At 67.3% G+C, this 15,544-nt stretch carries 17 protein-coding genes; 13 read left to right on the forward strand and 4 right to left on the reverse strand.

The features are described 5' to 3' along the window. Together gap and QSJ34_RS03135 are read right to left on the reverse strand one after the other, a co-directional pair. Positions 1–1,005: a type I glyceraldehyde-3-phosphate dehydrogenase gene (gene gap, locus QSJ34_RS03130; protein WP_285570174.1), complete on the reverse strand. Its 1,005-nt coding sequence runs from the start codon at positions 1,003–1,005 to the stop codon at positions 1–3. 94 nt (positions 1,006–1,099) lie between these two features. After that, positions 1,100–1,324 carry a helix-turn-helix domain-containing protein gene (locus QSJ34_RS03135; protein WP_285570176.1) on the reverse strand — a complete coding sequence of 75 codons (225 nt, stop codon included), beginning with the start codon at positions 1,322–1,324 and terminating at the stop codon, positions 1,100–1,102. 141 nt (positions 1,325–1,465) lie between these two features. Between QSJ34_RS03135 and pyk the strand changes: the two genes are divergently transcribed. Both pyk and QSJ34_RS03145 read left to right on the forward strand, forming a co-directional pair. Next, the gene (gene pyk / locus QSJ34_RS03140) at positions 1,466–2,887 is read left to right on the forward strand and encodes a pyruvate kinase (protein ID WP_285570178.1); all 1,422 of its coding nucleotides are present in this window, start codon (positions 1,466–1,468) and stop codon (positions 2,885–2,887) included. Between the two features lie 9 nt (positions 2,888–2,896). Further along, positions 2,897–3,424, forward strand: a complete 528-nt coding sequence (locus QSJ34_RS03145; RefSeq protein ID WP_285570180.1) for a DinB family protein — start codon at positions 2,897–2,899, stop codon at positions 3,422–3,424. On the opposite strand, the gene QSJ34_RS03150 is transcribed toward QSJ34_RS03145, so the two are convergent. Then, a complete protein-coding gene (locus QSJ34_RS03150) occupies positions 3,403–3,699 on the reverse strand; it encodes a hypothetical protein (protein WP_285570182.1) in 297 nt (98 codons plus the stop codon). The genes QSJ34_RS03145 and QSJ34_RS03150 overlap by 22 nt on opposite strands. Positions 3,700–3,746: 47 nt before the next feature. Between QSJ34_RS03150 and QSJ34_RS03155 the strand changes: the two genes are divergently transcribed. The 10 genes from QSJ34_RS03155 (at position 3,747) to QSJ34_RS03200 (ending at position 14,746) form a co-directional block, all read left to right on the forward strand. Then, a complete protein-coding gene (locus QSJ34_RS03155) occupies positions 3,747–3,911 on the forward strand; it encodes a hypothetical protein (protein ID WP_285570184.1) in 165 nt (54 codons plus the stop codon). 109 nt (positions 3,912–4,020) lie between these two features. Further along, positions 4,021–5,247: a CinA family nicotinamide mononucleotide deamidase-related protein gene (locus tag QSJ34_RS03160; RefSeq protein ID WP_285570187.1), complete on the forward strand. Its 1,227-nt coding sequence runs from the start codon at positions 4,021–4,023 to the stop codon at positions 5,245–5,247. A 172-nt stretch (positions 5,248–5,419) separates the two neighbouring features. Then, the gene (locus tag QSJ34_RS03165) at positions 5,420–6,634 is read left to right on the forward strand and encodes a DUF5666 domain-containing protein (RefSeq protein WP_285570190.1); all 1,215 of its coding nucleotides are present in this window, start codon (positions 5,420–5,422) and stop codon (positions 6,632–6,634) included. A 187-nt stretch (positions 6,635–6,821) separates the two neighbouring features. Further along, positions 6,822–7,448, forward strand: coding sequence for a glycerol-3-phosphate 1-O-acyltransferase PlsY (gene plsY / locus QSJ34_RS03170; protein ID WP_285570193.1), 627 nt, complete (start codon positions 6,822–6,824; stop codon positions 7,446–7,448). Beyond that, complete coding sequence (locus tag QSJ34_RS03175; protein ID WP_285570196.1) at positions 7,441–8,442, forward strand: NAD(P)H-dependent glycerol-3-phosphate dehydrogenase; 1,002 nt, start codon at positions 7,441–7,443, stop codon at positions 8,440–8,442. Before plsY ends, QSJ34_RS03175 begins: the two co-directional genes overlap by 8 nt. Positions 8,443–8,469: 27 nt before the next feature. Beyond that, positions 8,470–9,531, forward strand: coding sequence for a zinc-binding dehydrogenase (locus QSJ34_RS03180; RefSeq protein ID WP_285570198.1), 1,062 nt, complete (start codon positions 8,470–8,472; stop codon positions 9,529–9,531). A 109-nt stretch (positions 9,532–9,640) separates the two neighbouring features. Further along, a complete protein-coding gene (locus QSJ34_RS03185; RefSeq protein WP_285570201.1) occupies positions 9,641–10,693 on the forward strand; it encodes a bifunctional UDP-4-keto-pentose/UDP-xylose synthase in 1,053 nt (350 codons plus the stop codon). Between the two features lie 26 nt (positions 10,694–10,719). Continuing rightward, positions 10,720–11,499, forward strand: coding sequence for a GDSL-type esterase/lipase family protein (locus tag QSJ34_RS03190; protein ID WP_285570204.1), 780 nt, complete (start codon positions 10,720–10,722; stop codon positions 11,497–11,499). Positions 11,500–11,669: 170 nt separating this feature from the next. After that, complete coding sequence (locus QSJ34_RS03195; RefSeq protein WP_285570206.1) at positions 11,670–13,058, forward strand: C45 family autoproteolytic acyltransferase/hydrolase; 1,389 nt, start codon at positions 11,670–11,672, stop codon at positions 13,056–13,058. Positions 13,059–13,081: 23 nt separating this feature from the next. Then, on the forward strand, positions 13,082–14,746 hold the full coding sequence (locus QSJ34_RS03200; protein WP_285570210.1) for a phospholipid carrier-dependent glycosyltransferase: 1,665 nt from the start codon (positions 13,082–13,084) through the stop codon (positions 14,744–14,746). Between the two features lie 52 nt (positions 14,747–14,798). Here QSJ34_RS03200 and QSJ34_RS03205 read toward each other — a convergent pair whose 3' ends face one another. After that, positions 14,799–15,041, reverse strand: a complete 243-nt coding sequence (locus QSJ34_RS03205) for a hypothetical protein (RefSeq protein ID WP_285570212.1) — start codon at positions 15,039–15,041, stop codon at positions 14,799–14,801. A gap of 114 nt (positions 15,042–15,155) precedes the next feature. On the opposite strand from QSJ34_RS03205, the gene QSJ34_RS03210 reads away from it, so the two are divergent. After that, positions 15,156–15,530, forward strand: coding sequence for a DMT family transporter (locus QSJ34_RS03210; protein ID WP_285570215.1), 375 nt, complete (start codon positions 15,156–15,158; stop codon positions 15,528–15,530). The last annotated feature ends 14 nt before the right edge of the window (positions 15,531–15,544 follow it).

Genomic DNA, 15,544 nt, shown 5'->3' on the forward strand with positions numbered 1-15,544 from the left:
CTACACCCGATCCAGGACATGGAGGCAGAGGTCCTTCAGCCGCGCGGCATAGCCCCACTCGTTGTCGTACCACGCGAAGATTTTGACCATCCTCGGCCCCAGCACCTTGGTGAGGAAGGGGTCGTAGAGGCAGCTGGCGCTGTTGCCCACGAGGTCGGCGCTGACGAGTTCGGCTTCAAGAACGTCCAGGTAGGGCGCCAGGGGGCCTTCCGATGCGGCCCGGTCGAAGGCCGCGTGCACGGCCTCCAGGCTGACCTCGGACCTCAGTGTGGCGGTGAGGTCCACGATGCTCACGTCCGGCGTGGGCACGCGCACGGCGAGGCCGTCGAGGCGACCATCGAGGTGGGGCAGCACCTGGCCGATGGCCCTGGCGGCGCCGGTGCTGGTGGGGATCATGCTGAGGGCGGCGGCCCGGGCGCGGCGCAGATCCTCGTGGGGCAGGTCGAGGATGCGCTGATCGTTGGTGTAGCTGTGGACCGTCGTCATGAATCCGTAATCGAGGCCGAAGGCGTCATCGAGCACCTTCACCATCGGGGCGAGGCAGTTCGTCGTGCAGCTCGCGGCGGAAATGACCCGATCTCTACAAGGATCCAGGTTTTTTTCATTCACGCCGAGGACCACCGTGCGGTCCGCGTCCTCCGAGGGTGCGCTGATGAGCACGTGGCCGAGCCCATCGCGGAGGTGCGCGGCGGCCTCGGCCCTCCCATTGAAGCGGCCCGTGCATTCGAGAACGAGCTGGGCACCCTGGGCGCCGAAGGGAATATTCCGAGGATCCTGCTCCGCGTAGACCCGCACGCGCCGGCCATCCAGAAGGAGCCATTCACCGTCGGAAGCCACGGAGAATTCCGCCCGGCCGTGCATGGAATCGTAGGTCATCAGGTGGGCCAGGGTGGCGGCGTCCGCGAGATCATTCACGGCCACCACCTGGATCCCGGGGACCTTCATGAGGTGGCGCAGCGCCAGCCTTCCGATCCGTCCCAGCCCATTGATGGCGACCTTCTTCACGCGCCCTCCGAATCCTTGTTGTAACGGGCTAAGGGGGCCCTGTCGAAAGAAAAAGCCCGGCGCGGGCCGGGCTTTGACGGATGGACAAGAGGGCCTAGCTCGCCAGACTCACGCGGCGGAGGCGGCTTTGCGGGGCCTCGAGTTTCTTGGCGAGCGTGTTCCGGTGGATGCCCAGCTCGCGGGCAGCGGCACTGTGGTTGCCTTCGTGGGCAGCCAGCACCTCCTCCAGGTACACCCGTTCAAACTCGCGTCGAGCCAACTCCAGCGGGATGCCTCCACGCACCATCTCTGCCACGAGAATCCGCAGCTTTTCGCGCATTCCATCTTCTCCAATGACCGTATCGGGAGAACGAAGGTATCACTGTGATGACCGCAGGGAAAGACCTCGTGATAACTTTGTAACTCGAGCGCGGGCTGTGGAAAAGTGTGTGGAATGCCTGTGCAAGACATAGGGGGCGCTGTGCGCAAGACTAAACTCGTGATGACCTTGGGTCCCGCTTTGATGCAGGGCGATCGGCTGCGGGAAGCGCTGAAAGAGGCCGATGCCGTCCGCCTGAATGCCAGCCATGGCGACCCCGAATCCCGGGTTGTCGCCCTCGAGAAGGTCCGGTCCATCTCCCAGGAGCTGGGCCGCGCGATTCCCGTGTTCCTCGATCTGCAGGGTCCCAAGTGGCGTGTGGGCCTGCTGGAGTCCCCGGTGGACCTGGCCACCGGCAGCGAGGGTGTCTTCTACGCGCCCGGCACCGAGGTTCCGACCGGCTTCGCCTGGGCGGCCCCGCTGCCTCACCCCGAGTTGTTCGAAGGCGCCGAGCCCGGCCAGCACTGGCTTCTGGATGACGGTGCCATCACGGTGAAGATCCTCGCCAAGGGCTCCGAACTGCTCAAGGCCGAGGTCGTCATCGGTGGCCCCCTGAAGGCCCGCAAGGGCGTCCATCCCATCGGCATGGACATCAACGTGGATCCCCTCACGGAAAAGGATCACGCCGACATCCGCTGGGGCGTGGAGCACAACGTCGACCTCTTCGCCCAGAGCTTCGTGCGTCGCGCCTCGGACGTGCAGCAGCTGCAGGCCATCATCCACCACCTGGGCGGTACCCAGCCCATCATCGCCAAGATCGAGCACCCCACGGCCCTGGCGCACCTGGCCGAGATCCTCGACGTCTCCTGGGGCGTCATGGTGGCCCGCGGCGACCTGGGCGTGGAACTGGGCGTGGAGCGCGTTCCCGGCCTGCAGAAGCAGATCATCAAGGCCGCCCGCAAGGCGCTGAAGCCCGTGATCACCGCCACCCAGATGCTGGAGAGCATGATCGAGCACGCGCAGCCCACCCGCGCCGAGGCCAGCGACGTGGCCAACGCCATCTGGGACGGCACCGACGCCGTGATGCTGAGCGCGGAGAGTGCCTCGGGCGCCTATCCCGTGGAAGCCGTGCAGTGGCTGGCGCGCATCGCCGCCGAGGCGGACGCCAACGTGAAGCAGCGCACCACGACGCTGCCCGAGGATCTCGCCGAGAAGGTGCTGGCGCGCACGGATATCTCCGTGGCCTTCGCCGCCTGCCGCACGGCGGACGAGATCAACGCCCGCTGGATCGTGGCCTTCACCGAAGGTGGCGGCACCGCCCGCATGGTGAGCCGCCTGGCCGGCCGCACGCCCGTCCTGGGCGCCACGGTGGACGAACTCACGGCCCGCCGCATGGGCATCCTGCGCGGCGTGACGGCGCTCATCATCCCGCGCGTGGCCAGCACGGACGAAATGGTGGAGGTCGTCCGCGACCTGCTCCTGGCCAAGCACGATGTCGGCAGCTTCGATCGCGTCGTGATGACCATGGGCCTCCCCCTCTGGAAATCCGGCACCACGAACACGATGAAGGTGATGACCTTCTAAGGAGGCACCATGACCCTGACCCGACCCCAGCCCGGCGAATATTCCGAAGGCTACGCGCCCTACATCGCCGCCGCGCCCGAAGGCGATCCGCTGGCGCTGCTCCAGGCCCAGGCCGACGAAGTGGCGAAGCTCTTCGCGGGCATCTCCGAAGCCCAGGGCGCCTACAAATACGCCCCGGGCAAGTGGAGCCTCAAGGATCTGATCCAGCACCTCAGCGACGGCGAGCGCATCTTCGCCTACCGTTGCCTGCGCATCGGCCGTGGCGACACGACGCCGCTGCCGGGCTGGGAGGAGAATGACTACGCCGCCACGGCCCAGGCCGATGCGCGCAGCCTGGCGGACCTGCTGGCCGATTTCCAGGCCGCGCGGGCGGCCACCCTCACGATGTTCCGCGGCATGCCCGACGCCGCCTGGGGAAACCAGGGCACCACCAACAACCGGTCCATCACGGCCCGCTGCATCCCCTACATCTGCCTCGGCCACGTGGCGCACCACCTGACCGTGATCCGCGAGCGCTACCTGCCGGGACTGAAGTAGTCCTTCCAGTCCTCGAAGGCCGAGGCCAGGGCCTCCAGTTGAGCCGTTTCCGTCGTCCGGAAACGGCTCACGAGTTTCCAGCCCTGGGCGACCTTCTGGTAGCGGTGCAGCCAGAGGAAGGGCCCCTCCCAGGCGCCTTCGGGATCGGTCTTCGTCTTCACGAGGAAGGCCACCGTGGTCCAGGGGCCTCGGGCAAGGAAGCGCCGGCCCAGCTCCTGGATGCCGGACTCCTCGTCGGATTCCAGCATCAGGTCATCGAGATCATGCACGATCATGGGAACACCTTGGTCATGGGGCTCATCGTACTCCCGGAGGATCGGGCATGGAAAAACTCATGGGTTGGGTCGGTGCCACGGTGGGAAGCCTGGTGGGCTGGTACCTCGGCGCCCTCGTCGGCTTCATGACGGGCGCCTGTCTCAGCCTGGTAGGTTCGGGCTTCGGCCTGTGGGCCGGACGGAAGCTCGCGCGCGAGTGGCTGGAGTCCTGAGGCGCCAATCCTGAGGCACCAATGGATCGGAATAGCTGATCGGGCCGCGTGTGGCGCAGGTGCGGTTTGAGGCTTGGAGGTTTCTCCGCTGCCGTGGTTCCATTCCCTCATGCGCATCGAATGCATCGCCATCGGCACGGAGCTCCTCACCACCCGGCGCCTCGACACCAATTCCGTCTGGCTGGGGGAGCGGTTGGCGGATCTGGGCCTGGCCTTCCACCGCAAGACCGCCGTGGGCGACAGTCGTGAGGACCTGGCGGAACTGTTCCGCGAGGCCCTGACGCGCTCGGACCTCATCCTCACCACGGGCGGCCTGGGGCCGACCTTCGACGATTTCACGAAGGAGCTCTTCGCCGAACTCCTCGGGGCGGAACTGGTGGAGGACGCGGGCTGTCGGGCCGACATGGAGGCCTTCTATGCCGCGCGCAACCGCGTGCCGCCCGCGGCGAACTTCAAGCAGGCCCTCATCCCGCAGGGTGCGGAACCCCTGAAGAACACCGTGGGCACGGCCCCCGGGGTCTGGTGGCAGAACCCTGCGGGGCATCCGGGCGTGCGCATCGTGATGATGCCCGGCGTCCCCCGCGAGATGAAGCGCATGTGGGAAGACCAGGTCCAGCCGCGGCTCCGGCCCCTCGCGGCCCAGACCGTCCACACGCTGCGCATGGTGGTGGCCGGCGTGCCCGAAAGCAACCTGGACGAGCGCACGCGCAGCCTCCGGGAACAGCACGGCCACCTCGACTGGACCATCCTCGCCAACCTCAGCCAGGTGGAGCTGCTGGCGCGGGGGACGGATCCCGCCGCGCTGGAAGCGGCGCGCGGCGACTTTGCGCCCCTGCTGGGTGCCGACCTGGCCTGCGTCGGCGCGGGCAACCTGGAAGACGCGGTGCTCGACCGGCTGAAGTCGCGGGGCGAGACGCTCGCCGTCGCCGAGAGCATGAGCGGCGGGCTGCTGGCCTCGCGCCTCACGGCCATTCCCGGCGCCAGCGCGGCCTTCCTGGGTGGCGCCACCGTCTACACCGCTCAGGCAAAGCGGATCCTCCTCGGCCTGGATCCGGTCCAGCTGAAGGCCCACGGTACCGTGTCGGAAGCCACCACCCAGGCCCTCGCGGAGGCCGCGCGGACACGGCTGGGCGCCACCTGGGCCCTGGCCATCACGGGCCACGCGGGCCCCACCACAGATGGCGATGGTGCCGGCTCCGTGGGCACGGTGTTCATCTCGTTGGCGGGGCCCGGCACAACCCTCACGAAGACCCATGCGCTGGTGGGCGACCGGGTGGAAATCCAGGTGCGCAGCACGGCCCTGGCCCTGGATCTGCTGCGCCGGGCCCTGATCTAGTTCGATTGGTCTAATTACCTTTTGGACTTCGATTTAACCGGAGGCCGGAGGCCTGGAAAAAACGAAACCGGATCTTGATGGGCCCGCGGGCAGGAACCATTGTGGGGACATCCAATCCCGCCCTCTTCCGCTCAAGAAGGGGGCTGCCCGTGGCCTGCATTTGGAGGTGAACATGGTTTCATCTGTACGAATCCTCGTCGTGTCCTGTGGCGTGGCCCTGCTGTCCGCCTGTGGTGGCAGTGGGTACAAGACTCAGAGCGCGCCGCCGCCCGCCACCGGTGCCCAGGTGACCGTGGTGGGCGCCCTCGCCGGAACCGCCTCGGCGCTTCAGTTCAATGGGCAGCCCGTCGACGCGACGGCCGCCACGGTGACCGTAAACGGCCAGCCCGGATCCGCCGCAGACCTTCAGCCTGGCGTCATGCTGCACGCCAAGGGGAGCGTGGCGGGTTCCAGCCTTCATCTGAGCCGTGCAGACGTGCGGCCTGATCTCTGCGGACCCATCACGGCCGTGGACGTGACCGGCGGCAAGATCACGGTCCTGACCAAGGTCGTGACCGTGGACGCGCTCACCGTGCTGGTGCAGCAGGGAAGTGATCACACCTTCACGCCCCTGGCCCTGGCGGATTTCAAGGTCGGTGATCCCGTTCGCGCCTTCGGATCCACGCAAAGCGACGGCAGCTTCCTCGCCACGCGCATCGAACGGCGAGCCGCCGGAACCCATGAGGGTGAGGAACTGCGAGGTCTCGTCTCCGGCCTGGATGCAGGCGCCTCGACCTTCATGATCGGGACGATCACCGTGAACTATGGTTCAGCCACGGTCCGCGGCACCCTGGCCAACGGCGTGCGCGTGGAGATCGGCGGCACCTTGTCCGGTACGACCTTCACGGCCACCCGGGTGGAGGTGGAGACCGACATGGAGGATGATCGTGGCTCGGCCATGGAACTGCGCGGCCCCGTGCTGACGCTGGATGCGACGGCGAAGACCTTCACCCTGCTCACCTTCAAAGTGGATTTCAGTGCTGCGGCGGTGCAGGGCACCCTGGCGGTGGGCGCCGTGGTCGAGGTGGAGGGCAACCCCAGCCCGACCGCCCCGGACACGATCCTGGCCACGCGGGTGGAGGTCCGGTTCGCTCAGCACGGCGACGGCGCGAGCGATGAGGAGGCCCGCGGGATGCTCAGCGCCGTGAGCGCGGCCGACCTGACCTTCACCCTCGGCGGAACGACGTACTGGACCGATGCACAGACCGTCTTCATCCGCGACGACGCCGCCATCGCTTTCTCCGATTTGAAGGTGGGAGACGCGGTGGAGGTTCGCGCCCTTTCGACCAAGACCAATGCCGCGGGCCAGCCCTACGCCTCCAGGGTGGAAGAGGAGGGCATGCACTAGGTTCGTTCGGGGTCCGGATTTTCCGGGCCACGCCCTGCATTTGCGATCCATCCCGGGGGCCCGCCGCATGCGGGCCCTCGCCTGTGCATGGACCCGCCCCGCGTGGGCCATCGTCTGTTTCTGGGCCCGTGGCATGTGGGCCCGTCGGATTTCCGGGAAGGCCCCGAGGCGCTGATACACTGCGTCCATGTCATCGCCATCCCTGTCTTCCCTGGTCCTCTGGTGCCTCGGCGCCTTTTTGTGCGGCAGCATCCCCTTCGGCCTCCTGCTGGTGAAGCTGGCGGGGAAGGGGGACGTGCGGCAGCACGGCAGCGGCAACATCGGCGCAACCAATGTGAGCCGCGTGGGCGGCAAGGCCCTCGGCATCGTCACCCTGCTGCTGGACATCCTGAAGGGCTTCCTGCCCGTGTTCCTGGCGAAGCGCCTGGGACTTGGAGAACCTGTCCTGGCACTGCTGGCCCTCTGGGCGGTACTGGGCCACGTGTTCACCCCCTGGCTGGCCTTCAAGGGTGGCAAGGGCGTGGCGACGGCCCTTGGCGTGGCGCTGGCCTTCAAGGCCTCCATGGTGCTGCCGGCCCTGGGCGTGTTCATCGTGCTGTTGCTGGTGTTCCGCTATGTGAGCCTGGGCAGCGTGATGTCGGCTGCGGCACTGCCCCTCGTGCTGCTCTGGAAGGGCGCCCCGCCGATGGTCCTGCTGCTCTGGTCGGGCATTTCGCTCCTCGTCATCGTCAAGCACCACGAGAACATCGGCCGCCTCCTGAAGGGCACCGAGTCCCCCCTCTGGGGCGCCAAGAAGGAGAAGGCCCATGTCTAGGCGCGCGGACATCGGCGTCTTCGGATCGGGCGCCTGGGGCACGGCCCTCGCCATCACCTGGGCCCGCGCCGGCGCCAGGGTCGCGCTCTGGGGGAATTTCCCGGAGGAGATGGCCCAGATGGCCGCCACGCGGCGCCACCTGCGCTTGAAGGACGTCGAATTTCCGGAGGGACTGACGACTTCGGATGATCCGACGGATGCCTTCGCCGCACCTCTGTGGATCTCGGCCATGCCCACGCAGGTGACGCCCGAGGCCTGGCGTACCCTCAGGCCCCGCGCGCCCAAGGCGCCGGAATCCGTGATCCACGTGAGCAAGGGCATCCTGCAGAGCACCCATCAGACGCTGTCCCAGGCCCTCACGGGCGTGCTGGACGCGCCCGTGGGCGCGCTGTCGGGACCCACCTTCGCCGACGAAGTGTCTCGTGGCGTGCCATCGGCCATCGTGCTGGCCCTGCCGCTCTCGGTTTCCGAGGACCGAGCCAAGGCCCTGCAGGCCCAGCTTGCCTCGGAGCGGCTGCGCATCTACCTCAGCCGCGACGTCGTCGGCACCGAGCTCTGCGGCGCGCTGAAGAACGTGCTCGCCATCGCCGCTGGGCTGGTGGACGGCCTGCAACTGGGTTACAACGCCCGGGCGGCGCTCATCACTCGCGGACTCGCCGAAATGGCGCGCCTGGTGGAGGTGCTGGGCGGCCAGTCGTCCACGGTCATGGGCCTCGCCGGCATGGGGGATCTGCTGCTGACGGCCACGGGCCCCCAGAGCCGCAACCGCACCTTCGGAGAACTGGTGGGGAAGGGCCACAGCGTCGATGCGGCCCGCGACGCCCTCGGCGGCCAGGTCATCGAAGGCATGTTCACCTGCGAAGCGGCTCTCGCCCTCGCGAAGGAACACGGTCTCGACCTGCCCATCGCAGCTGAAGTGCAGCGCCTCCTCAACGGCGAATCGCCCCAGGAAGCCGTGCGGCGCCTGATGACGCGCTCGCTGAAGTCGGAGTGATGAACATCCGAAAGTCCGGAGGTTCCCATGGTTGAATCCTTCCGTTTCCGCATCCACGAGCACGGGCCGGCGGGATCGCCGGTGCGCGAGGCGTTCCAGCCCGCGGATCCCAAGCCGGGCTGGGTCCGGCTCGAACTGAAGGCCATGGCCCTGAACCGCCTGGACCTATGGACCACGGAGGGCATCCCCGGCTTTCCGCTGCCCCTGCCGCTCACGCCGGGCTGCGACGGCGCGGGCGTGCTCGAGGCCGCGGGCGAGGGCACGATCCTGCCGCCAGGGGTGGAACTGGGTGGCAGCGTGATGATCGCGCCCGGGCTCAGCTGCGGCGTGTGCCCGGCCTGCCTGCGCGGCGATGACATGTTATGCCCCGGCTACGGCGTACTGGGTCATGTGTGCGACGGCACGGCCGCCACCCACGTGCTGGTGCCTGCCGCGAACCTGCTGCCCATCCCCGGCAACTGGGATTTCGAGCAGGCGGCGGCCTTCCCGCTGGTCTTCCTCACGGCCTGGGAGATGCTCGTACACAAGGCCGCCCTGCGGCCTGGCGAGACGGTGCTCGTTTGGGGCGGCGGCAGCGGCGTGGGCAGCGCGGCCATCCAGCTCGTGAAGGCCCTGGGCGGGGCGGCCATCGCCGTGGTGGGCAGCGAGGCCAAGGCCATGCACTGCTGGGATCTCGGCGCCGAGCACGTGATCGTCCGCAGCGACCTGAAGGCCCTGGCCACGAAGGTGCGCGAACTGACGGGAAAACGGGGCGTGGACGTGGTGTTCGAGCACACCGGCGCCGCCACTTGGGCCACCAGCCTCGCGGCCTGCGCCCGGGGCGGGCGCATCGTCACCTGCGGCGCGACCACGGGACGTGAAACCACCTTCGATCTTCGGGCCCTCTTCGCCAAACAGATCCGCATCCTCGGTTCGTACATGGGCCGCCGGGAGCACCTCTGGACCCTGCTCTCGCTCCTTCAGCGCAATCCCATCAATCCGCCCTTCCGCCCCGTCATCGACCGGGTCTTCGATCTGGCCGACTATCCCGAGGCCCAGCGCCACCTGGAAGCGGGGCAAGGCTTCGGCAAGGTGGTCTGCCGGGTGTGATGCTGTCCCGGGGTTCTGCGCTGCGCGCACACCCCCGGGCCCCGCGCATCGGCCCAGAGGCCATCTCCCCAACTCCTGCTAGAATCATTCGTTTGTCTTTGGAGTCCCCGTGAAGGTCCTCATCCTCGGCGTCAACGGATTCATCGGTTCCCATCTGGTCGACCGCATCATGGCGGACACGGATTGGGAGGTCTACGGTCTGGATCTGGGCACCCACAAGGTTTCCGACCACCTGAACAACCCGCGATTCCACTTCGTCGAGGGCGACGTCACCATCTCCAAGGAGTGGATCGAGTACCACATCAAGAAGTGCGACGTCGTGCTGCCCCTGGTGGCCATTGCCACGCCGAAGATCTACGTGACCGATCCCCTCCGCGTCTTCGAGCTGGACTTCGAGGAGAACCTCCGGGTCGTCCGCCAGTGCGTGAAGTACAAGAAGCGCGTCGTCTTCCCCAGCACGTCGGAAGTCTACGGCATGTGCCCCGACGAGGAATTCGACGAGCACGAGTCCCCCCTGGTGACCGGCCCCATCCCCATGAACCGCTGGATCTACAGCACCAGCAAGCAGCTGCTCGACCGCGTGATCTGGGCCTACGGCTTCCAGCAGGGCCTGAAGTTCACCCTGTTCCGCCCCTTCAACTGGATGGGCCCCAAACTGGACAGCCTCAACACCGCCAAGGAAGGCAGCAGCCGCCTGGTGACCCAGTTCAGCTGGAACCTGTTCAACGGCGAGCCCCTGCAGCTGGTGGATGGCGGCACGGCCCGCCGCTGCTTCATCGACGTGGCCGACGCGATCGACGGGCTCATGTCCATCCTGCGCAATGAGGGCGGCAAGGCCGACGGTCAGATCTTCAACATCGGCAACCCCAAGAACGATTTCAGCGTGCGCGAAATCGCCGAGCAGATGATCGAGATCTGGAAGGATCATCCCTTCCGCATCGAGCGCGGCATCCCCGAAGGCCGCATGGTGGAAGCCAACAGCGGCGACTTCTACGGCAAGGGCTACCAGGACGTGGCCCGCCGCACCCCCAGCATCAAGCGCATGCAGAACACCTTCGGCTTCGAGCCCAAGGTCTCCATGAAGGATTCGTTGAAGAAAGCCATCGACTTCTTCGTCGAAGAGCACAAGGCGCTCGAGAAGGTCATCGAGACCGAAAGCTAAGGGTTTCGCTTCAGCTGGGAGCGGGCATGCGCAAGATCGCCATGGGGTTGTGGGTGGTGTCTCGGTTTCTGTCGATACGGGCCGAGGACGTTCATCCGAATTCCCCAACCCAAGTCCAGATTCAGGCCCGTGCTCGTCTCGAGGCTTGGCGCGATAGTCGTCAGGCATCCTTGCGGGATGATTGGGGTGAGCTTGCGCGCTACCGGGCGGCGAACCAGACGCTACCGGCCCCCAAGGCTGACGAATCCCGAGTGGTATTCTTCGGCGATTCCATCACTGAAGCCTGGCCGCTCGCCCAGTCCTTTCCTGGGCGGCCGTACGTGAATCGGGGCATCAGCGGGCAGACGACGGCGCAGATGCTGCTGAGGTTCCGTCCGGATGTCATCAACCTGAAACCGCGAGTGGTGTTCATTCTTGCTGGCACCAATGACATTTCAGGCAATACCGGACCCACCACTGATGCCGACATTCTCGCCAACCTCGCGTCCATGGGGGATATGGCCACGGCCAACGGCATCCGGATCGTGTTCTGCTCAATCCTGCCTGTGCACAACGGCACGCCCCAGGCCCGGGATTTTTACGCCACCCGCCCCATGGAACGCATCCGGGGCCTGAATCAGGGCCTACAGGCCCTTTGCAAGGCCAAGGGCTACGCCTACCTGGATGCCTTTACGCCCATGCTGGATGGTCGCGGCTTTCTCAAGGTGGACTTGGCGGAGGATGGACTGCATCCCAATGGGGCAGGTTACCGGGTGCTCGCTTCTCTCGTGGAATCAACCCTCCAGAACGTCTTGACCAAGGGATGATGGCCGGGCGTGCCCTGATAGGAATGGCCTAAGCCTGGATCCGACCTGACAGAGAATTCGCCAGTCGGTATGATCCACTTCGCGTTTCCCGGCTCGTTTCACGAAGCCAATCCGTATCGCTGGAAACCCACTGGCGCTAAGCTCAGGCCCCCAAGTCCCTGGAGGTCTGTATGCTGCGTACCTTCCTGGTGTGTCTGTCGTCCGTCTTCCTCATGGCCGCCCCTGCGGACCCGCGCCTGGAGGGGGCTTCCCGTAAGGAAACCGGGGGCTGGATCCAGGTGCGTCTGGAAGGCGATCCGGCCACGCTGGGCTTCCAGCATGGCTACCTGCTCGCCCCGGAAATCGATGACGCCCTGAGGATGCTGCCCACCTTCCTGAAGGGCAGCACCGGCAGGGACTGGCCCTTCTTCCGGGAGGCGGTGCAGCGCCTGTTCTGGCCCAAGCTGGGAGACGAATACCGCACGGAGATCGAAGGCATCGCGAAGGGCCTGAAGGCCCGGGGCTACCAGTACGACGCCCTCGATCTGGTGGTGCTGAACGGGTGGCTGGAGCTCAGCTGGTACTACCTGCCTTCCTTGGCGGAGCAGGCGAAGCCGGGCAGCGCCGACAACAAGGCCCCAGGCAACTGCAGCGCCTTCATCGCCACGGGCAGTGCCACGCGAGACGGCAGGATCGTCATGGGGCACAACGCCTGGGTGGACTACCCCATCGGCAGCCGCTGGCGCATCGCCTTCGATCTGCACCCCTCCAAGGGGCAGCGCCTCGCCATGGACGGATTCCCCGGCAGCATCCAAAGCGGGGACGACTTCGCCATCAACGGCGCGGGCATCCTCATCACCGAGACGACCATCTCGGGCTTCAAGGGCTTCGCAGAAGGGCGCACGCCGGAGTTCGTGCGGGCCCGCCGGGCCGCCCAGTACGCCCGCTCCATCGAGGACTTCGTCAGTCTTATCTCCGAGGACAACAACGGCGCCTACGCCAACACCTGGCTGGTGGGCGACCTCAAGACCAACGAGATCGCCAAGCTGGACCTGGGGCTCAAGCACCAGAAGCTCTGGCGCGCGAAGGATGGCGCCTTCGTCGGATCCAACTTCGCCACGGACGAGATGCTCCTGAAGGATGAGACGACCTTCGATGCCAAGGCGCCGACGAGTTCCCCCAACGCCCGGAAGGCCCGCTGGGACGGCCTCATGGCCCAGAACCGGGGGCGCATCGACGCGGACCTGGGCAAGGCCGTGCTGGCGGATCACCGGGACAGCAGCCAGGGGAAGGAGGCCCTCAACCGCTGCGGCCTCTGCGGCCACGTGGACCGGGATCCGCAGGGTGCTCCGGAATGGTCCAACGACCCCTTCTATCCCATCGGGGCCATCAACGCCAAGGTGACCACGGCCGACCTGGCCCGCGCCTTCACGTTCTGGGGCCGCATGGGGCATCCCTGCGGCGAACCCTTCAGGGCCGGGGCCTTCATGGCGGCCCATCCCCAGTACCGCTGGATGGCGGCCGTGCTCCAGGACATGGAGCCGCAGCCCTGGTGTTTGCTGGGCCCTCTGGGGAAGTAGGGGTTTGGCGTTAGCCTGGAGGGATGACGCGCCGCGAACGCTCCACCCTCCTCACGCTCTGGTTCTTCCTCGGCCTGCTGCCGCTCTTCCTGCGGCCCCTCTGGGAGCCGGACGAGACCCGCTACGCGGAGATCCCGCGGGAGATGTTGGCCTCGGGGAACTGGCTGACACCGCACCTGAACGGTGTGCTCTACTTCGAAAAGCCGCCGCTCCAGTACTGGCTGTCGGCCATCAGCATGAAGCTGTTCGGACTGAACGGCGCCGCCGCCCGGCTGCCCCTGGCCCTGGCCTCGGCTCTGATGCTCTGGGCCGCCTGGCGGCTGGCGAAGCGCCTCGGCGCGCGGGAACCCCTGTGGGCCTCCTTCATGGCCGCCACAGGCCTGATGGGCTTCGTGGTGGGCCAGTACCTGACCCTGGATGCGCTTTTCAGCGCCTTCCTCGTCGCGGCCCTCGCCGCCTTCGTCGAGGCCGTGGCGCGCCGTCGCGAGGGCGCGCCGGCGCTGGGCTGGACGCTGTTCACCTTCCTGCTGCTGGCGGGCGCCATGCTGACCAAGGGCCTGGCGGAAGTGATCCTCACGGGCGGCATTCTCTTCTTCTCCCTCGCCTTCGCATGGAAGGACCGGGACCTGCGCCGGGCTGTGGTGCGCACGGCCCTGGATCCCCTGGGCTGGCTGCTCTACCTCGCCCTCGTCGTGCCCTGGTTCTGGGCGGTGAACCGCGCCAACCCCGGCCACGCCCAGTTCTTCTTCATCCACGAGCACTTCACGCGCTTTCTCACGCACGAGCACGCGCGCCAGGGCTCCAACAACTGGGTGCTGGACAAGCTCTACTTCGTGGCCTTCCTCGCCGTGGGCGTGCTGCCCTGGCTGTCGGCCACCGTGGTGGGCGTCAGACGCGGATTCACCTTCCTGAAGGGCCGCGGGCCCCAGGGGACGGATCATCTGGCCCGCTGGACCGTGGGCATCGCGGTGCTGGGCTTCCTCTGGCCCCTGGCTTTCTTCAGCCTGTCAGGCTCCAAGCTGCCGCCCTACATCCTGCCCGCCATCGTGCCCCTGGCGGCCCTGGCCTGCACCTTTGAACGGGAAGGGGAGGAGCGCGCCGCCTACCGGCGCATGGGCAAGGAACTGGTGGTGCTCGGCCTTCTCTTCCTGCTCGCCGGCGCCTTCTTCCGCCACGAGGTGCAGGGGCGGGGTTGGGTGCTTGCCGTGGGAGCGGGATTCGCAGGCCTGGGCCTCTGGGCCCATCGCCGCGCGGCCCTCAGCGCGCCGCAGTTGATGGCGGCCCTCGGCGGCGTGATGTGGCTGCTGCTGGTTGCCGGGCAGGCGGTGGCGGGGCCTGGCAAATCGGTGGCCGACCTCGTCCGAAGCACTCCCGCGAACGCCCAGTGGATTCTGTACAACGACACCTTCCAGGGAGTCCCCTTCTACGCCCGCACGCGGGCCGTGGTGATCGCCAGCACCGGCGAGATGGGCTACGGACGCGACCGGTTGCCGGATGCGGAGCGGTGGTTCCAGGAGGACATGGCCGCCCTCGGCCCGGTGGCCGAGCGCATGAAGGCCGAAGGCCCCGCCCGGCCCGTCCTCGTCATGACCAAGCCCTCCACCTGGAAGAACCTCAGGCCCGAGGAGCGGATCCACTGGGTGGAAGTGGCGCGGAGCCCGGCGGCCGTGGTGGCGCGGCGGCGCTGAAGATCTCTGGCGCGAAGGCGCTGAAGATGACCGGCGCGGCGGCGCTGGGCCGCTACTTCTTCACGGCCTCCTTGATGCCGTGGCCGGCTTCCTTCGCCCCCTTGGCCACGCCCTTGGCCGCGGTCTTGGCGCCGCGGCCGACGGCCTTGCCGCCTTCCTTCGCGGCCTGGCCGACGGCCTTGCCGCCCTTCTTGAAGCCCTGGCCGATTTCCTTGGCGGCCTGCTTGATCTCCTGCTTGGGGCCGTCCGCGGCGGGCACGGCGAGGAGGAGGACGCTGAGCACGAAGGGGTTCATGCCTTTATTCTACGCCTGGGCGGAGCAGCCGCTTCCACGGGAAGATGGGGGTGGCGCCGGCCGCTTCGTTCCACTGCCCGCCCATCGATCTGGAACGCCCCACCGAGGATATCCATGAGCCCCAATGTGAAAGCCATTCCCCTCATCGTGCTGGGTGTGCTGCTCAACGCCGCCGCGCAGATCTGCCTGAAGAAGGGCCTGCAGGCCGCGGGCGGCATGCAGCTGGCCGTCGGCCCGCTGTTCAGGTTGATGCTGGAACCCTGGGTGATCGCGGGCCTGGCCTGCTACGCCGTGAGCGTGGTGGTGTGGCTGGGCGCCCTGTCCCTGGTGCAGGTGAACTACGCCTATCCCTTCCTCGCCCTGGGCTTCCTGGCCAATGCGCTCATGGCCCGCGCCTTCCTGGGCGAAGCCATGACGCCCATGCGCTGGGTCGCCCTCGCCGTCATCGTCATCGGCGTGGGCCTGCAGGCCCTGAGCGGGCGCGGCTGAGGATCCGAGGGGGG

The sequence above is a fragment of the Geothrix limicola genome (assembly GCF_030268085.1).
Lineage (GTDB): Bacteria > Acidobacteriota > Holophagae > Holophagales > Holophagaceae > Geothrix > Geothrix limicola.